The organism is Streptomyces sp. NBC_00091 (genome assembly GCF_026343185.1).
Lineage (GTDB): Bacteria > Actinomycetota > Actinomycetes > Streptomycetales > Streptomycetaceae > Streptomyces.
Genome location: NZ_JAPEMA010000001.1, coordinates 3,369,052 through 3,386,121, shown reverse-complemented (window position 1 = coordinate 3,386,121; position 17,070 = coordinate 3,369,052). Strand labels below are relative to the sequence as shown.

13 protein-coding genes are annotated in these 17,070 nt (G+C 73.3%); 3 read left to right on the top strand and 10 right to left on the bottom strand.

The genetic code is table 11. From position 1 onward, the window contains the following. Positions 1-51: 51 nt before the first annotated feature. The 10 genes from OOK34_RS15760 to rsmI all read right to left on the bottom strand — a co-directional run bounded on the left by OOK34_RS15760 (position 52) and on the right by rsmI (position 12,817). Positions 52-1,740 (bottom strand): PQQ-binding-like beta-propeller repeat protein, encoded by a 1,689-nt coding sequence (locus OOK34_RS15760; protein WP_267034505.1) that lies wholly within the window; start codon positions 1,738-1,740, stop codon positions 52-54. A 41-nt stretch (positions 1,741-1,781) separates the two neighbouring features. Next, positions 1,782-3,428, bottom strand: a complete 1,647-nt coding sequence (locus tag OOK34_RS15755; protein WP_267034504.1) for a PQQ-binding-like beta-propeller repeat protein — start codon at positions 3,426-3,428, stop codon at positions 1,782-1,784. A gap of 186 nt (positions 3,429-3,614) precedes the next feature. Next, positions 3,615-5,414: an ABC-F family ATP-binding cassette domain-containing protein gene (locus OOK34_RS15750; protein WP_267034503.1), complete on the bottom strand. Its 1,800-nt coding sequence runs from the start codon at positions 5,412-5,414 to the stop codon at positions 3,615-3,617. A gap of 54 nt (positions 5,415-5,468) precedes the next feature. Further along, positions 5,469-6,791, bottom strand: coding sequence for an acyltransferase (locus OOK34_RS15745; RefSeq protein ID WP_267034502.1), 1,323 nt, complete (start codon positions 6,789-6,791; stop codon positions 5,469-5,471). Between the two features lie 105 nt (positions 6,792-6,896). After that, positions 6,897-7,796 (bottom strand): 4-(cytidine 5'-diphospho)-2-C-methyl-D-erythritol kinase, encoded by a 900-nt coding sequence (locus OOK34_RS15740; protein ID WP_267034501.1) that lies wholly within the window; start codon positions 7,794-7,796, stop codon positions 6,897-6,899. After that, complete coding sequence (rsmA, locus tag OOK34_RS15735) at positions 7,793-8,704, bottom strand: 16S rRNA (adenine(1518)-N(6)/adenine(1519)-N(6))-dimethyltransferase RsmA (protein WP_267034500.1); 912 nt, start codon at positions 8,702-8,704, stop codon at positions 7,793-7,795. Before rsmA ends, OOK34_RS15740 begins: the two co-directional genes overlap by 4 nt. Beyond that, positions 8,701-10,203, bottom strand: a complete 1,503-nt coding sequence (locus OOK34_RS15730) for a ubiquitin-like domain-containing protein (protein ID WP_323183425.1) — start codon at positions 10,201-10,203, stop codon at positions 8,701-8,703. Before OOK34_RS15730 ends, rsmA begins: the two co-directional genes overlap by 4 nt. Positions 10,204-10,348: 145 nt before the next feature. After that, positions 10,349-11,254: a TatD family hydrolase gene (locus tag OOK34_RS15725; RefSeq protein ID WP_267034499.1), complete on the bottom strand. Its 906-nt coding sequence runs from the start codon at positions 11,252-11,254 to the stop codon at positions 10,349-10,351. Positions 11,255-11,276: 22 nt separating this feature from the next. Then, entirely contained in the window at positions 11,277-11,759 is a 483-nt protein-coding gene (locus tag OOK34_RS15720) for a hypothetical protein (protein WP_323183424.1), read from the bottom strand. A 161-nt stretch (positions 11,760-11,920) separates the two neighbouring features. After that, positions 11,921-12,817, bottom strand: coding sequence for a 16S rRNA (cytidine(1402)-2'-O)-methyltransferase (gene rsmI / locus OOK34_RS15715; protein WP_267034498.1), 897 nt, complete (start codon positions 12,815-12,817; stop codon positions 11,921-11,923). Between the two features lie 186 nt (positions 12,818-13,003). On the opposite strand from rsmI, the gene OOK34_RS15710 reads away from it, so the two are divergent. From OOK34_RS15710 to OOK34_RS15700, 3 genes are all read left to right on the top strand, one after another. After that, positions 13,004-14,683 carry a dolichyl-phosphate-mannose--protein mannosyltransferase gene (locus OOK34_RS15710; protein WP_267036756.1) on the top strand — a complete coding sequence of 560 codons (1,680 nt, stop codon included), beginning with the start codon at positions 13,004-13,006 and terminating at the stop codon, positions 14,681-14,683. 79 nt (positions 14,684-14,762) lie between these two features. Further along, positions 14,763-16,433, top strand: a complete 1,671-nt coding sequence (locus tag OOK34_RS15705; protein WP_267034497.1) for a penicillin-binding transpeptidase domain-containing protein — start codon at positions 14,763-14,765, stop codon at positions 16,431-16,433. Between the two features lie 144 nt (positions 16,434-16,577). Continuing rightward, positions 16,578-17,063, top strand: coding sequence for a YbaK/EbsC family protein (locus tag OOK34_RS15700; protein WP_267034496.1), 486 nt, complete (start codon positions 16,578-16,580; stop codon positions 17,061-17,063). The last annotated feature ends 7 nt before the right edge of the window (positions 17,064-17,070 follow it).

The window sequence follows — 17,070 nt, the reverse complement described above, 5'->3', positions numbered from 1 at the left end:
CCGATCGGCTGGTGCCGTCCGGGGGCTTCGGCGATGGGGAAGACCTGAGCGTCAGCTCGCCGCGTAGGAGACGAAGAGGTACTCCGGGTCGGCCTTCTCCGAGTACGGCTTGCGCACCGTCGTACGGGCGATGAACAGGCGCCCGTTGTGGTAGCGGAACTCCGAGTGGTCCAGCGAGAAGGAGCTCTCGGCGCGCTGGCTGGCCTTGTCCGCCGGGTTCTGCATCAGGACGGTCTGCTTCATCGTCTTGCCGTCGATGCTGACGATCTGGCCGCCTCCGTCGTACGGGGGCACCTTGTAGGCGATGATGTTCGACCCGTCCATGCGCAGCGGGTACATGGTGTACCGCTCGCCCGCGTCGGCGCGGTCGCTGGTGGGCTTTCCGGTCTCCAGGTCGAAGGAGACGATCTCGTTGGTGCGGCCGCTGGAGGACGTGCCCTGGTGCTCGTACGAGGGCAGGTAGACCTTGCCGTTGCCGATGACCATGTTCGAGCACTGCTCGACCTCGGTGGCGGGGCACTTGGGGGCGTAGCTGCCGGCGGCCAGGCCGATGCGGGTCTTGAGCTGGCCCGCGTCGTCGACGACGAAGAGGTCGCTGACGTTGGTGGCGTTCTTGGCGGTGTCGCCGACGTCGGCGGCGACGATGAGCGGCTTCGTGGAGATGATGCCGGCCCACTCGATGCCCGCGGACAGCTTGTACGAGGACTTCGGCGCGCCGGTGACCGGGTCGAGGGCCTGCGCGTACAGGGTCTCGTTGGAGCTGCGGCCGCACTTGCGCAGGACGGCCAGGGCCTCGCCGCCCGCGTAGCCCATGTCGTAGCAGCCTTCGCCGTCCGTCTTCGGGGCCCACAGGGACTTGCCGTCGGCGAGGTTCCAGGCGGCGCCGCCGGACAGGCCGCCCGCGGCGACGGTCTGGCCGCTGAGGGTGACCTCCTTGAAGGAGACCGGCTTGTCGCCGCCGGTGGCGGACTTGGCGGTGGCGGACCAGAGGAGCTTGCCGGTGTTCAGGTCGATGACGCCGACCTGGGTGCACTGCGGGTACTTCTTCTCGTTGGTCGCCATGCCCTCCTCGAAGAGGATGGCCGACTTGTTGTCGCTGATGTGCTTGGTGGCGCCGCAGATGTTGGCGGGGAGCGGGAGCTCCCACTTCTTGCCGCCGTCGACCAGGTTGTAGCCGACGACCTTCGCCACGTCGGACTTGACGTAGGTGGTGTCGGTCATCCAGGAGCCGTCGACGGAGACCACCTCGGCCGGCGCCGGGCTCGGGACCTTGGCCAGCTCCTTCGACTTGGGGTTGGTCGGGACCTTCTCGCTGCCGGGCGTGCCGGCCTGGCCCTTGTCGCCGTCGGGCGAGCCGCTGGTGCCGTTCGCGGTGGGCTGCGCGGCGCCGCCCTCGTCGCCGGAGACGTACCAGAAGCCGCCGCCGATGATGAGGGCCATGGACAGCACGGCCGCGCCGACGATCATCAGCTGGGCGCGCTTGTCGCCGCCGCCGCCGCCCGCCGGGGCGGCGTACTGCGGCTGGGCCGGGGCCTGGAGGGTGCTGGGCTGCTGCGGGTAGCCGTAGCCGGGCTGTGCCTGGGGCTGCGGGTAGCCGTAGCCGGCCTGGGCGGGCGGGGCCGCGGGCGGCTGGGCGGGGACGGTCGGCGGCTGGGCCGGCTGCTGCGGGGGGCCGGGCGGCGGCGGGGGGCCGCCGAAACCGCCGGAGGGCGGCTGGCTGGGGGGCGGCGGGGTACTCATCGCTTGCTACTGCCTCTCGGTGGGGCGCTCGGTGGGCTCGTTCACTTGCCGAAGACCATCAGGAGTCGCTCGTCCTTGCCGTCGCCGGTCAGCGAGGTGGCGGAGGTGATGTACCGGCCGCCCTCGTAGGCCCGCAGCGAGTACGTGATGAAGGAGCCCTCGACCTTCGCGGCGGGGCCCGAGGGCATGCGCAGCAGCGACTTGGGCTCGCCGCCGGCGGCCGCCATGGTGACGACCTCGCCGGGCTCGTCGCGGACGCTGCCGCGGTAGACGGTCAGCTGCCCGTTCGCCGCCTTGAGCGGGTGCCAGTTGCGCTGGTCGCCGGCCTTGTGGCGCCACTTGGCCTTGCCGGTGGCGAGGTCGAAGGCGACGATCTCGTTGTCGGTGCCGCTCTCCGTCGTCGTCCGCAGGTAGAGGGTGTCGCCGTCGACCGCGGAACTGCCGCAGCCCTGGAGGTTGTCCACGCTGCCGCTACCGCAGTTGACCTCGAAGGAGCCTTCGGCGGCCATGCTGGAGCGCTTCTTGCCGTCCGCCGTGAGGGCGATGACGGCGCGCTCCTTGGTGTCCCGGTTGCCGATGTCGAGGACGGTCGGGAAGACGGAGTACACGCCGTTGACGCGCCAGCCCTTGGGCAGCCGGTAGGACCAGGTCTTCTTGCCGGTGACCGGGTCGGCGTCCTGGACCTCGGTGGTCTTGTCGTCGTCCAGGCACATGGCGATGCCGAGCATCTTGCCGTTGCCGGCGGCGTACTGGCCCGCCTGGCAGCCCTCGGGGCTGTTGCCGGAGAAGAGCTTGTCGCCGGTGCTGATCCGGTAGGCGCTGGTGTTGGCCAGCCGGTTGACGGCGACGGTGTCGCCGGTGAGGGACAGGGCCACGGAGTTGCCGCCGTCGAAGAGGTTCTCCTTGACGACCTCCTTGGTCCAGCCCTCCTTGCCGGTCTTCAGGTCGACCAGCTTCAGCTGGTTGCAGGTCGCGCTGGAGCCCTCGCCGTCCTTGACGGCCATGACGGTCTTGCCGTCGCCGGTGGTCTGGTCGGTGAGCCCGCAGACCTCCGTACGGAAGTCGAGCTTCCACTTCTCCTTGCCGTCGGTGACGGCATACGCGATGACGGACTTGTCGAGGGTCTTGACGACGGTGTCGCCGACCACCCACTGCCCCTTGGCCTGGATGCCGGCGCCGGGGCCCTGGAGCTTGGCCGTCTTGAACCACAGGACCTTGCCCTCGCCGGGCTTGCGGCCCGCGTTCAGGTCGGTCTGCTCGCCGCTGCCGTTGCCGCTGCCGTCGCCCTTGTCCACCGAAGGGGAGCCCGAGGGCTTGGGGTCGGCGGGCGTGGAGCCCTGCGCGACGGGCGTCTTGGGGCCGGACTCGTCGTCGCCGAGGAAGACGAAGTAGCCGCCGGCGCCGAGTACGAGGACACCCGCGACCGCCGCCGCGACGACGACCGCCCCCTTGCGGCGGCGCGGTCCGCCGGGAGCCGGCGGGCCGGGGGGCATGCCGGGCCCGGGCGGCGGGAAGCCGTACCCGCCCTGCTGGGCCAGCGGCTGCGGGACGGTCGGCGGCTGCTGCTGCTGCGCGTACGGGTTGGCGCCCTGCGGCGGGTAGCCGTATCCGGGCTGCGGGGGCCCGGGCAAGTGGCCGTAACCGGAAGGGGTCGGCGGCTGGTTCGGCGGCTGGGGCGGCTCGGTCATCAGCGCATACCTTCGGGTTCAGGCGGGCAGGGGATCCAGGAGATCGAAAAGAACCGACCCTTTCTATCACCCGTGGCCGACATGCACCGGGCCGGTCGCACCCCTGTTCCCAAGGGAGGACCGGCCCGTGACATGGCCGTTATCCGGCCGGACGCCGCCTGTCGGGGCCCGTACGGCCCCCTGGACTCAGGCCTCCTCGGCCAGTTCCAGCCAGCGCATCTCCAAGTCGTCGCGCTCGGAGATGAGTTCCCGCAGCTCCGCGTCGAGCTTGGCGACCTTGTCGTAGTCGGTGGAGTGCTCGGCGATCTGCGCGTGCAGGTTCGACTCGCGGTCCGACATCTTGTTGAGCTGGCGCTCGATCTTCTGGAGCTCCTTCTTCGCGGCCCGCGAGTCGCCCGAGGCGGAGGACTTGGCGGCGGCGGCCGGGGCCGGCGCCGGGGCGGCGGCCTCGATCATCCGCCGGCGGCGCTCCAGGTACTCGTCCAGGCCGCGCGGCAGCATCCGCAGGCTCGCGTCGCCGAGCAGCGCCATCACCGTGTCGGTGGTGCGCTCGATGAAGAACCGGTCGTGGGAGATCACGATCATCGAGCCGGGCCAGCCGTCGAGGAGGTCCTCCAGCTGGGTGAGGGTCTCGATGTCCAGGTCGTTGGTGGGCTCGTCGAGGAAGAGGACGTTGGGCTCGTCCATCAGCAGGCGCAGGATCTGGAGCCGGCGCCGCTCACCGCCGGAGAGGTCACCGACCGGCGTCCACTGCTTCTCCTTGGTGAAGCCGAACTGCTCGCACAGCTGGCCCGCCGTCATCTCGCGGCCCTTGCCGAGGTCGACGCGGTCACGGACGCGCTGGACGGCCTCCAGGACGCGCAGCGACGGGTCGAGCTCGCCGACCTCCTGGGAGAGGTAGGCCAGCCGGACGGTCTTGCCGACGGTGACGGAGCCGGCCGCGGGCTGGGTCTCGCCCTGGGTGCGGGCGGCCTCGGCGAGGGCCCGCAGCAGGGAGGTCTTGCCGGCGCCGTTGACGCCGACGAGGCCGACGCGGTCGCCGGGGCCCAGGTGCCAGGTCAGGTGCTTGAGGAGGGTCTTGGGCCCGGCCTGGACGGTCACGTCCTCCAGGTCGAAGACGGTCTTGCCGAGGCGGGCGTTGGCGAACTTCATCAGCTCGGACTTGTCGCGCGGCGGCGGCACGTCGGCGATCAGCTCGTTGGCGGCCTCGATGCGGTAGCGGGGCTTGGACGTCCGGGCGGGGGCGCCGCGGCGCAGCCAGGCCAGCTCCTTGCGCATCAGGTTCTGCCGCTTGGACTCCTCCGTCGCGGCGATGCGGTCGCGCTCGGCGCGGGCGAAGACGTAGTCGCTGTAGCCGCCCTCGTACTCGTGGACGGCACCGCGCTGGACGTCCCACATACGGGTGCAGACCTGGTCGAGGAACCAGCGGTCGTGGGTGACGCAGACGAGCGCGGAGCGGCGCTCCTGGAGGTGCTTGGCCAGCCAGGAGATGCCCTCGACGTCGAGGTGGTTGGTGGGCTCGTCGAGGACGAGGAGGTCCTGGTCGGCGATGAGCAGCTTGGCGAGCGCGATGCGGCGGCGCTCGCCGCCGGAGAGCGGGCCGATGACGGTGTCGAGGCCCTGGCCGAAGCCGGGCAGGTCGAGGCCGCCGAAGAGCCCGGTGAGGACGTCGCGGATCTTGGCGTTGCCGGCCCATTCGTGGTCGGCCATGTCGCGGATGATCTCGTGCCGGATGGTGGCGGCCGGGTCGAGGGAGTCGTGCTGGGTGAGCACGCCCATCTGCAGGCTGCCGTTCTGCGTGACCCGGCCGGAGTCGGGCTCCTCCAGCTTGGCGAGCATCCGGATGAGGGTGGTCTTTCCGTCGCCGTTGCGGCCGACGACACCGATCCGGTCTCCCTCGGAGACGCCGAGGGAAATGCCGTCGAGCAGGGTACGGGTGCCGTACACCTTGCTGACTGCCTCGACATTGACGAGATTGACGGCCATCAGACGCGCTCCAGGTCAGGGTCCCCCCGGACCGGGTCCGGGGGAGGGTGTGGATCAGCCCCTCAGCCTAACCCTCCGGGCCGACACCGACCGTTCCACCAGCCAGGCACCGGCCAGAGCCATGCCGATGGCGGCGGGTGCGGTGACCGGGAGGGCGATCAGGGTGGCGCTGTGGCCCTCCAGGAGGCCGCCGAGGCCGGTCATGGACAGGCCCAGGATCCCGAGGAGGCACAGGGTGGTGCCGAGGGCGGCGGCGGGCCCGCTGCCGGGGGCGGCGTTCGGGGTCCGCGGCGCCTCGAAGCGGCGGAAGCAGGCCACGAGCAGGGCGGTGAGGGCGGCCGCGAGGAGGATCCGCGGCGGCACCTGCGCCCACCAGGCGGCGGTGGCGGGCTCGGGCAGGCGCAGGCCCAGGGCGAGCTGGGCGGCGTACACGGCGAGCATGGCGGTGAGGTGCCAGAGGAAGGCGGTCATGGCGATCCCGTTGGCGGCGACCACCCCGCGCCAGACTCGGGGCCGGGCGAGCCAGGCCGCCGCGGGCTTCGCGAAGAGCTGGACGGCGCCGGCCAGCCACATGCCGTGGCAGAGCAGGGCGAGGGTGGGCGGGGCCATGTTGGACACCTTCTCCCCGGGCATCCCGACCATGGACAGCGGGTACGGCCCGGCCGCGACGAGCAGCACGGCCCCGGCGAGCCCGGCGGCGCCGAGGAGGGCGGGCCTGGTGATGCGGCCGTCGGCGCGCAGGAAGCCGAGCTGGTGCACGGCGAGCCAGACGAAGCCGAAGTTCAGGAACTCCACGTACGGGACGCCGAGCGCGAAGCGCAGTACGTCGACCAGCGCGGCCGCGGCCACCAGCGCGGCGAAGGCGCCCCAGCCCCAGCGCCGGTGCAGCTTCAGCAGGGGCGGGGTGAAGGCCACCATCGCCAGGTAGATCCCGATGAACCACAGCGGCTGCGTGACCATCCGCAGCGCGGCCCCTGTCAGCCGGCCGCCGCCCCCGCCGGCGAGCTGTACGGCGAGCGCGAGCGCGGCCCAGACGAGGACGAAGACGAGGGTGGGGCGCAGCAGCCGCTGGAGGCGGGCGCGCAGGAAGACGGCGTAGACGGGACGCCCCTCGCCGCGGCGCTCCAGCGACCGGTACGACAGGGCGTGCGAGAACCCGCCGACGAAGAAGAAGACCGGCATCACCTGGAGCCCCCAGGTGAGCACCTGGAGCGGGGGCACCAGCGCGAGCAGGTTCCCTATGCCCTCGCCGCTGACGGCGGCCATCAGCCAGTGGCCGAGCACGACGGTGGCGAGGGAGGCGACCCGGAGCAGGTCCACGTAGCGGTCCCGCGAGGCGGGCGTGGCGGCGGCCATGCCGCGTGCGCTGACTGTCATGCCCCCACGGTCGCCGCCCGGCCCCGGCCCACGACAGGGTGCGGGTACTCATCCCGGGCCTAGGTACGGCGCGGCCGGGGGCGGGCGGGGCTTTGACGACAGGGTCTACGGCAGGACGGTGGCCCCCGGGGCCGGGGAGGAGGTGACCCGGGTGGCGCGGCAGGTGCCCGAGGCCTCCAGCGCGGCGGCGACCTTGGCGGCGGATTCCGGGTCCCGCACCAGGAAGGCCGTCGTCGGCCCCGAGCCGGAGACCAGCCCGGCCAGTGCCCCCGCGTCGGTGCCCGCGGCGAGGGTGTCGGCCAGCTGCGGGCGCAGGGAGAGCGCGGCCGGCTGGAGCCCGTTGGACCCGGCCAGGACCGCGGCCAGCGCGTCCGCGTCGCCCGAGGCGAGGGCCGCCAGCAGCGCCGGGGAGGCCTGCGGCTCGGGGACGTCCGTACCGGCGGTCAGCCGGTCGAACTCACGGAACACCGCCGGGGTGGAGAGGCCGCCTTCGGCGACCGCGAACACCCAGTGGAACTCCCCGGCGGCCACCGGGGTGAGGAACTCGCCGCGTCCGGTGCCCAGCGCCGCGCCCCCGACGAGGCTGAAGGGGACGTCGCTGCCCAGCTCGGCGCAGATGGCCAGCAGTTCCTCGCGCGGGGTGTCGAGCCCCCACAGCCGGTCGCAGGCCAGCAGGGCGGCCGCCCCGTCCGCGCTGCCGCCGGCCATGCCGCCGGCGACCGGGATGTTCTTGGCGATGTGCAGGTGCACGGCAGGCTCGATGCCGGCCCGGGCCGCCAGGGTCTCGGCGGCGCGCGCCGCGAGGTTGCTGCGGTCCAGCGGCACCTGGTCGCGGTCCGGGCCTTCGCAGGTGACCGTCAGTTCCGCGGCCGGGGCCGCGGTCACCTCGTCGAAGAGGGACACGGCCAGGAAGACGTTGGCCAGGTCGTGGAAGCCGTCGGGGCGGGCGGCGCCCACCGCCAGCTGGACGTTGACCTTCGCGGGGACGCGTACCGTCACGCTCACAGCGCGGGCCTCGGGGCCGCGGGCTTGTGCTCGGCGATCGCCGCGAACTGCTCCACCGTCAGGGATTCCCCGCGCGCGAGCGGGGAGATGCCGGCGGCGACCAGCGCCGTCTCGGCGGCCGCGGCGGAGCCGGCCCAGCCGGCCAGCGCGGCGCGCAGGCCCTTGCGCCGCTGCGCGAAGGCCGCGTCGACGACCGCGAAGACCTCGGCCTTGGAGGCGGTGGTCTTGACCGGCTCGGTGCGCCGTACGAGCGAGACGAGTCCCGAGTCGACATTCGGCGCGGGCCAGAAGACGTTGCGGCCGATGGCCCCGGCCCGCTTGACCTCCGCGTACCAGGCCGCCTTGACCGAGGGGACTCCGTAGACCTTGTTGCCCGGACGGGCGGCGAGCCGGTCGGCGACCTCGGACTGGACCATGACGAGGGTCCGCTCGATGCTCGGGAAGCGGTCGAGCATGGTCAGCAGGACCGGCACGGCCACGTTGTACGGGAGGTTCGCGACGAGCGCGGTCGGCGCCGGGCCGGGCAGTTCGGTGACGAGCATCGCGTCGGAGTGGACCAGCGCGAAGCGGTCCTTGCGGTGCGGCATCCGCGCCTCGATGGTGGCGGGCAGCGCGGCGGCCAGGACGTCGTCGATCTCGACGGCGGTCACCCGGTCGGCGGCCTCCAGCAGGGCGAGCGTCAGCGAGCCCAGGCCCGGGCCGACCTCGACGACCACATCGTCCGGACGCACCCCGGCGGTGCGCACGATCCGGCGCACCGTGTTGGCGTCGATGACGAAGTTCTGGCCCTTCTGCTTCGTCGGGCGTACGCCGAGGACGCTGGCCAGCTCTCGGATGTCGGCCGGCCCGAGTAGGGCGTCGGAGGGGGCCTCGGGGGCCTGGTGGGGCTGCTGCTCTGCGGTGCTCACCGCTCAAGCCTACGGCCGCAGTGCGGCCACGGACTCGCCCCCCGCTGCACGTAGAGCTTCTTGGCCCGGTACGTCTGCTCCGAGGCGGGGGCGTCCTGCGGGCGGCCGCTGCCGCCGAGGCCCTGCCAGGTGCGTACGTCGAACTGGTAGAGGCCGCCGTAGGTGCCCGAGGCGTCGGTGGCGGCGGGGCGGCCGCCGGACTCGCACTGGGCCAGCGCGGCCCAGTCGAGGCCGTCGGCTCCGGCGACGGAGGTGGGCAGCGGCTTCGTGCCGACCAGGACCCGCTGGCTGACGGGCTCGCGGACCACCTCCTCGGCGATCTTCCGGGGCTGCTGGCGGACCCCGTTGACGGTGCGCAGGGCGTACGTGACCCTGCGCGCCCCGGGCCGCCCGACGCGCTCGACGACCTCGGTGCCGGCGAAGAGGGCGGCGTCCTCCACCCGTTCGGTCTCGTACGGGATGCGTTCCTCGCGGACCTCGCGGGTGCCGGTGATGCGCAGGACGGTCACGGTCTGGCCGTCGCGGGGGAAGGAGTCCGGGGGGACGGAGGTGGTGTCCTGGCCCTGGAGGGTGATGCCGGCCTGGTCCAGGGCCTCCTGGACGGTGGCGGCGTTGGTGCGGATGGTGCGTTCGCGGCCGTCGGCCATGAAGGTGACGCCGCGTTCGGTGCGCACGCCGAGGGTGAGGCCGGTGCGCGGGACGGGGGCGGTGCGGGGGGCGGAGAGGTAGGCGCCCTCGACGCGGACGCCGAGCTGGCGCAGGGCGCCGTCGACGGTGCGGGCGGTGGTCCACACCTGGCGGCTGGTGCCGTCGAGGGTGAGCCGCAGGGGGCGGCCGTAGCGGACGACGACCTGCTGGCCGTCGTCGAGGACCGATCCCCGGGCGGGGGCGACGAGGTCGTGGGGGCCGACGCCGAGGCCTTCGGCGTCGAGGAGTTCGTCCACGCTCCCGGCGAAGGTGTGCAGGGTGCGGGGCACTCCGTCGACGGTGAGGCGGACCGCTTTGTCGGCGGCGACGAAGGCGGTGGTGCCGCCCGCGAGGAAGGCGACGACCAGCGCCTGCGGGACGATGCGCCGCCAGCTGTCGCGGGCGGCGGCGCCGGGGCCGGCCGGGTTGCGTACGGAGCGCCTGCGGCGGCCGGACCCGCCGCCGGGCGGGCGGGCGCCGGCGCTGCCGCTGCCGGGGTCCGCGTCCGGGGCCGGGGCCGGGGCGGGGATCGGGGCGGGGATCGGGGCCGGGGGTTGCGCGGGGGCGGCGCGGCGGCGGTTCGGGGCGCGGCGCCGGCCGCCGGGCTGGGCGGGGTCCGGGGCGGGTGGCGGCGGGGTCTCGGCGGGGGCCGCCGCGCGGCGCCGCGCGGCCCGCCGGCCCTCGCCGCGGGGGGCGGGGACCCCGGGCTCGGAGGCCCGCCCTGGGTCGGGGTCCGGGCCGGGGTCCGGGCCCGGGTCCGGCTGCGCCTCCGGCCAGGACACACGGCGGTGACTGCCCTGCGTATCGCTCACGTCGCTCGCTCCACTGGTCCGGCCCCGGCGGGTTGGGGCACGGCACCCTAGCGGGAGCGGCCGTCACGCGCCAAAGCCGTTCGACTACCCAGCGTGTCGGACGAACGGGTGTGTGAGCGGTGCGGGAGGCGGGGCGGCGGGCCGGTCAGTAGCCGAAAGCGCGCGCCGTGTTGGCGGCCAGGGCCGTGGCCATGGCGTCCTCGTCGATGCCGCGCACCGCCGCCATGGCCCGTACCGTCAGCGGAATGAGGTACGGGGCGTTGGGCCGTCCGCGGTAAGGCGCCGGAGTGAGGTACGGGGCGTCGGTCTCCACCAGCACCAGCTCCAGCGGGGCCACCGCCAGGGCCTCGCGCAGCGGTGCGGCGTTCTTGAAGGTGACGGTCCCGGCGAAGGACATGTAGTAGCCGGCGGCGGCGCACTCGCGGGCCATCTCGGCGTCACCGGAGTAGCAGTGGAAGACGGTCCGCTCGGGGGCGCCCTCCTCCCGCAGCACGCGCAGCACGTCGGCGTGGGCGTCGCGGTCGTGGATGACCAGCGCCTTGCCCTGCCGCTTGGCGATCTCGATGTGGGCCCGGAAGGAACGCTCCTGCGCGGCCATTCCCTCGGGGCCGGTGCGGAAGTAGTCCAGGCCGGTCTCGCCGACCGCCTTGACGTGGTCCAGCGCGGCCAGCGCCTCGATCTCGGCGAGCGCCTCGTCGAGCGCCGCCTCGCCGCCGCCGGGGCGCGCGCCCTGGCGCGACCAGCCTCCCCCAGCCCTAGCGGGCTGGGAGGTGCCCCCAGGATCGCCGTGCACGATGCGGGGGGCCTCGTTCGGGTGCAGGGCCACGGCGGCGTGGACGTTCTCGAAGACGGCCGCGGTCTCGGCGGCCCAGCGCGAGCCCTTCACGTCGCAGCCCACCTGGACGACGGTGGTCACGCCCACCGAGGCGGCCTTGGCGAGGCCCTCCTCGACGGTGCCGGACTGCATGTCGAGGTGGGTGTGCGAGTCGGCCACCGCCACCCGCAGCGGTGCGGGCAGCGGGGGCGGTACGTCCTTTTCAGCAGGGCTCATGAGCCGATCTTATGACCGCGCATCAGCGCCGCAAGAGTCCGATCAGGCGGGAGAGCAGGCCGCGGCGCTCCCCGGCCGCGCCGACGGCGACGGGTCCGGGGGAGTCGTGCGACGGGACGGTCCGGTGCGGCTTCGGGACGTTCTCGCCGGCCGGCACCGGTCCGGCGATCCCGGGGGCGATGCGGTGGTGGTAGAGCCGGTCGATCGTGCCGAGCACCGAGGAGACCTGACCCTCGCGCATGATCCGTACGACGTGCGCGCCGCAGTTCAGGCAGGTCGGGTTCGACAGCGGAGAGGGCACCCGCTCCCCCTTCACCGTGTACATGATGAAGGGCTGGCCCTTGCCGTCGACGTGGTGCTCTATCGCGTAGGACTGCTCCCAGCCGTAGCCGCACTTCATGCACGCGAAGGAGTACGCCTCGTGCACGGTCTGCACGCCGGACGCGGAAACGGCGGCCGGGCCGGTGGCGGTGACGGGTACCGGGGTGTCTGCGATCTCACTCATGCCAGCTCCTCTTGTTCCACTGGTGCCATTGCCAGTGGACGCCTCTTCGGGCGGGAGCGCATCAGGCCCTGTCTACTGTTGGACGGTCTTTGGGCCAGTCATTCCCCAAAGCGCCCGGTGCGCGGTCTGAGCTTTGCTTTTCAGGTTAGCTCTTTACCGACTTACGGCACCTTTTGTGCCGCGTTCTTTGCCGCGACCACCGCATCGAAGACCTCGCGCTTGGGTACGCCGGCCTCCATCGCGACCGCAGCGATGGCCTCCTTGCGGCGCTCGCCGGCCTCCTCGCGCACCCGCACCCGGCGCACCAGCTCCTCGTCGTCCACGTCGCCGGGCGCGGCCGCCGGGGCGCCTTCGACCACGACCGTGATCTCCCCGCGCACCCCCTCGGCCGCCCACGCGGCCAGCTCGCCGAGTCCGCCGCGCTTGACCTCCTCGTAGGTCTTGGTCAGCTCCCGGCACACGGCGGCCCGCCGGCCGGCGCCGAACACCTCGGCCATGGCCGCCAGGGTGTCGTCGAGCCGGTGCGGGGCCTCGAAGTAGACGAGCGTGCGCCGCTCGCCCTCCACCTCGCGGAGCCGGCCGAGGCGCTCGCCCGCCTTGCGCGGCAGGAAGCCCTCGAAGCAGAAGCGGTCCACGGGGAGCCCTGACAGGGCGAGCGCGGTGAGCACGGCGGACGGCCCGGGGACGGCCGTGACCTTGATGTCCTTCTCCACGGCGGCCGCGACCAGCCGGTAGCCGGGGTCGGAGACCGAGGGCATCCCGGCGTCGGTGACCAGCAGCACCCGCCGGCCGGCCTCCAGGGCCTCGACCAGTTCGGGGGTGCGGGCGGACTCGTTGCCCTCGAAGTACGACAGGACGCGCCCGGTGGTGTGCACGCCGAGCCCCTGCGTGAGGCGGCGCAGCCGCCGGGTGTCCTCGGCGGCGATCACGTCCGCCCGCTCCAGCTCGGCCGCGAGCCGGGGCGGGGCGTCGGCGAGATCGCCGATGGGCGTCCCGGCGAGGACGAGTACGCCGTGGGAGGGAGAGGCTTCAACGCCGCGGGGCTGGTCAGCTGTCACCGGCCCATCCTCTCATTGGGGCTCGTGGGGACCGGGGCTCGCATCATTGGGGCTCGTGGGGACTGGGGCTCGCACAGGGGCGTTCCCTACGATGACCCGGTGACCAGTACCGCGACGCCGCCGCCCAGCCCCGCGGGGGCCCCGCCCGTCCCGCCGGGCGGACGCGACTCCCACTACGAGCCGCCCGTGTGGCTGCGCCGCCTGCGCGGATTCGGCTACGCGCCGGCCGCGCCGGTGACCGATGTCCGCACCCGCCTCGTGCCCCCGTACGCGCGGCCGTCCGCGCAGCTCTGGACGGCGCTCGGGATCCCCGAGCCGAGCCGGCGGACCTGGCAGCGGGTGATGGCCTGGGCGGGGCCGCTGCTGATCACGCTGGTCGCGGGGGTGCTGCGGTTCACGCACCTGGGCAGCCCCAAGGCGGTGATATTCGACGAGACCTACTACGCCAAGGACGCCTGGGCCACCATCCGGCAGGGCTACGAGGCCAGCTGGCCCAAGGATGTCGACAAGTTGATCCTGTCGAATCCCGACGGGGTGCCGCTCCCCCCGGACCCGGGCTACGTCGTGCACCCGCCGGTCGGCAAATGGGTGATCGGGCTCGGCGAGTGGATCTTCGACTTCACCCCCTTCGGCTGGCGGTTCATGACGGCGGTGCTCGGCACCCTGTCGGTGCTGATGGTGTGCCGGATCGGCCGGCGCCTGCTGCGCTCCACCTTCCTCGGCTGCCTGGCGGGCGCGCTGCTCGCGGTCGACGGACTGCACCTGGTGATGAGCCGGACCGCGCTGCTCGACCTGGTGCTGATGTTCTTCGTGCTGGCCGCCTTCGGGGCGCTGGTCATCGACCGGGACAAGACACGGGCCCGGCTCGCGGCGGCCCTCCCGGTGGACGAGGAGGGCCGCGCCCACCCCGACGTGCACATCGCCGAGACGCTGCGGCTCGGCTGGCGCCCGTACCGGCTCCTGGCCGGCGTCTGCCTGGGCCTGGCCTTCGGCACGAAGTGGAACGGGCTCGTGGTGCTGGCCTTCTTCGGGATCCTCACCGTGCTGTGGGACGCCGCCGCGCGCCGCACCGCGGGCGCGGGCGCCCCGTACGCGTCGATGCTGCGCCGGGACGCGCTGCCCGCCTTCCTGTCGACGGTGCCGGTGGCGATCGCCGTGTACCTGACCTCCTGGCTGGGCTGGATCCTGAGCCCGGACAACGGCAAGGGCGGCTACTTCCGCGACTGGGCCGCCAAGAACGACCAGAACAGCTCGTTCTCCTTCCTCCCCGAGTGGCTGCGCAGCCTGTGGCACTACGAGACGGAGGTCTACAAGTTCCACGTGGGCCTGACCTCCGGCCACACCTACGAGTCCAACCCGTGGAGCTGGCTGGTCCTGGGCCGGCCCGTCTCCTATTTCTACGAGTCCCCCGCGCCCGGCACCGACGGCTGCCCGGCGAGCGAGGCGGGCAAGTGCGCCCGCGAGGTACTGGCCCTCGGCACCCCGCTGCTGTGGTGGGCGGGCTGCTTCGCGCTGCTGTACGTGCTGTGGCGGTGGCTCTTCCGCCGCGACTGGCGGGCGGGCGCGATCGCGTGCGCGCTGGGCGCCGGCCTGCTGCCCTGGTTCAACTACCAGGAGCGGACCATCTTCTACTTCTACGCGGTGGTCTTCGTCCCGTACCTGTGCCTGGCGGTGGCCATGATGATCGGCGCCCTGCTGGGCCCGGCGGGCTCCACGGAACGCCGCCGCGCCCTGGGCGCGATCGGCGCGGGGGTCCTCGTCCTGCTGATCGTCTGGAACTTCATCTATTTCTGGCCGATCTACACCGGCCAGACCCTGCCCATGGACTCGTGGCGTGGCCGGATGTGGCTTGACACTTGGATCTGAACGGTCGCACAGCGTAAGGTCCGCACCTAGAGTTCTTTGAACATGTTCAGAGAACTGGGCTCCTGGGGAGGGGACGCGGATGAACGGGGCGGCCAAGGGTGCCATCGTCGGCGGGGTGTTCCTCGCGATGGTCGGCGGTACCGCGTACGGGGTGTACACCCTGGTGGGGGACGAGGGCAGCGGCGGTGGCGGTGACGCGGGCGGCCGTACGGGCGCCAGCTCGTCCCCCGCCGCGAACACGAGCGGGCCCATCACCGACAAGGAGGCCGCCGCCACCGCGAAGGCCTTCCTCGCCGCGTGGGCGGCAGGCGACGACCGCACGGCCGCCGAGCTGACGAACAACACGCAGGCCGCGCAGGCCGCGGTGGCCGGCTACAAGGCCAAGGCGATGGTGTCCAAGGCGGTCATCACCCCCGGCACCCCGGACGGCGCCACCGTGCCCTTCAAGGTCGAGGCCGAGATCACCTACCAGGGCACGACCAAGCCCCTCGCCTACGACTCCCGGCTGACGGTCGTCCGCGGCGCCGGCGGCGTCAGCGGCGTCAGCGCCGGCAAGCCGCTCGTCGACTGGCAGCCCTCGGTGATCCACCCGGAGCTCCAGAGGGACGAGACGCTGCGCGCGGGCACCCCGGCGAGCCCGCCGGTCAAGGCGGTCGACCGGCACGGCAAGGAGCTGACCGCCGAGCAGTACCCGTCGCTGCGGCCGGTGCTGGACTCGCTGCGCAAGACCTACGGGGAGAAGACCGGCGGCACCCCCGGCGCCGAGCTGTGGATCGAACCCGCCGCCCAGGACGCGCCCAGGCGGAGCCTGCTGACGCTGGTGGAGGGCAAGCCCGGGCAGATCGAGACGGTGCTGGACGCCGATGTGCAGGCGGCGGCGGAGAAGGCGGTGGCCGGGCACGCCGAGGCCTCGGTCGTCGCGGTCCAGCCGAGCACCGGCGACATCCTGGCGGTGGCCAACCACCGCAGGGACGGCTTCAACGCGGCGATGCAGGGCCGGCGGGCGCCCGGCTCGACGATGAAGATCGTGACGGCGGCGATGCTGCTGGAGAAGGGGCTGGTGGCGGCGGACCGCCCGGCGGACTGCCCGGCGACCGCCTCGTGGGAGGGCAAGGTCTTCCACAACCTGAACAACTTCACGCTCCAGGGGCAGCCCTTCTCGACCAGCTTCGCCAGGTCCTGCAACACCGCCTTCATCAGCCTGATCGACGACGTCAAGGACAACGGCGCGCTGCCGAGGGTGGCCAAGGAGGCCTTCGGGATCGGGCTGGACTGGAAGACCGGCATCCCTTCGCAGGACGGCAGTGTCCCGGTGACCTCCGGGCCGGCGGCGGCCGCCGAGTACATCGGCCAGGGCGCGATCCAGATGAACCCGCTGAACGTCGCCTCGATCACGGCGACCGCCCGGACCGGGGTGTTCCGCCAGCCGGTGCTCGTCAAGGCCTCCCTGGACGGCCGCACCCTGGCCACGGCCCCGCGCTCGCTGGCGCCGGGGGTGTCGTCGCAGCTGGTCCGGATGATGAAGCAGGCGGCCACCGGCAACGGCACCGCGGCCGGCGCCATGTCCTCGGTCGGCGGCTCCGACAAGGGCGCGAAGACCGGCTCGGCGGAGGTCGACAACGCGGCGGCCCCGGACAGCTGGTTCACGGGCTTCAGCGGCGACGTGGCGGCGGCCGCGACGGTTGAGGGCGGCGGCCACGGCGGCGACACGGCGGGCCCCATCGTGGCCGCGGTGCTTAACGCCTCCTGACCCACGGTTCGCATTAGCGCGACGGGGGCCCGGGGCAGGCCCGGCGGGGCGGGGCCTAACGGGGCGGCGCGGGGGGCGGGCGGGGCGGGGCGGGGCGGGGGAAAACGCCTCGCCCCCGCTGCCGCACGGCGTTAGCGTCCCGGTATGACGAGCCCGAGCACCGCACCACACCCCCTCTTCGCCCAGGCCCTCACCGAGCTGGGCCTCGACCTCGACGTCCGCACCTTCCCCGAAGGGACCCGCACGGCCGCCGACGCCGCGGCCGCGATCGGCTGCGCACTCAGCCAGATCGTGAAGTCGCTGGTCTTCGCGGCGGACGGCGTCCCGGTGCTGGTTCTGATGGACGGGGCCTCGCGGGTCGACGTCGAAGCGGTACGGCGTCAACTCGGCGCCCGGAAAGTCACCCGCGCCGATGCCGCGCTCGTCCGCGAGACCACCGGCTACGCCATCGGCGGCATCCCGCCGTTCGGCCACCGCACCCGCACCCGGGTACTGGCCGACCGGTCGCTCCTGGAGCACGCGGTGGTCTGGGCGGCGGCCGGCACCCCGCACACGGTGTTCCCCATGGCCCCGCAGGAGCTGATCGGGCACGCCGCGGCCGCACTGGCCGACGTACGCGAGCCCGCCTGACCGCGGC

Bases quoted from the DNA above. Each gene is read 5' to 3' on its own strand.
- OOK34_RS15760 (WP_267034505.1), bottom strand. From the start codon at position 1,740: ATGAGTACCCCGCCGCCCCCCAGCCAGCCGCCCTCCGGCGGTTTCGGC.
- OOK34_RS15755 (WP_267034504.1), bottom strand. From the start codon at position 3,428: ATGACCGAGCCGCCCCAGCCGCCGAACCAGCCGCCGACCCCTTCCGGT.
- OOK34_RS15750 (WP_267034503.1), bottom strand. From the start codon at position 5,414: ATGGCCGTCAATCTCGTCAATGTCGAGGCAGTCAGCAAGGTGTACGGC.
- OOK34_RS15745 (WP_267034502.1), bottom strand. From the start codon at position 6,791: ATGACAGTCAGCGCACGCGGCATGGCCGCCGCCACGCCCGCCTCGCGG.
- OOK34_RS15725 (WP_267034499.1), bottom strand. From the start codon at position 11,254: ATGAGCCCTGCTGAAAAGGACGTACCGCCCCCGCTGCCCGCACCGCTG.
- OOK34_RS15720 (WP_323183424.1), bottom strand. From the start codon at position 11,759: ATGAGTGAGATCGCAGACACCCCGGTACCCGTCACCGCCACCGGCCCG.
- OOK34_RS15705 (WP_267034497.1), top strand. From the start codon at position 14,763: ATGAACGGGGCGGCCAAGGGTGCCATCGTCGGCGGGGTGTTCCTCGCG.
- OOK34_RS15700 (WP_267034496.1), top strand. From the start codon at position 16,578: ATGACGAGCCCGAGCACCGCACCACACCCCCTCTTCGCCCAGGCCCTC.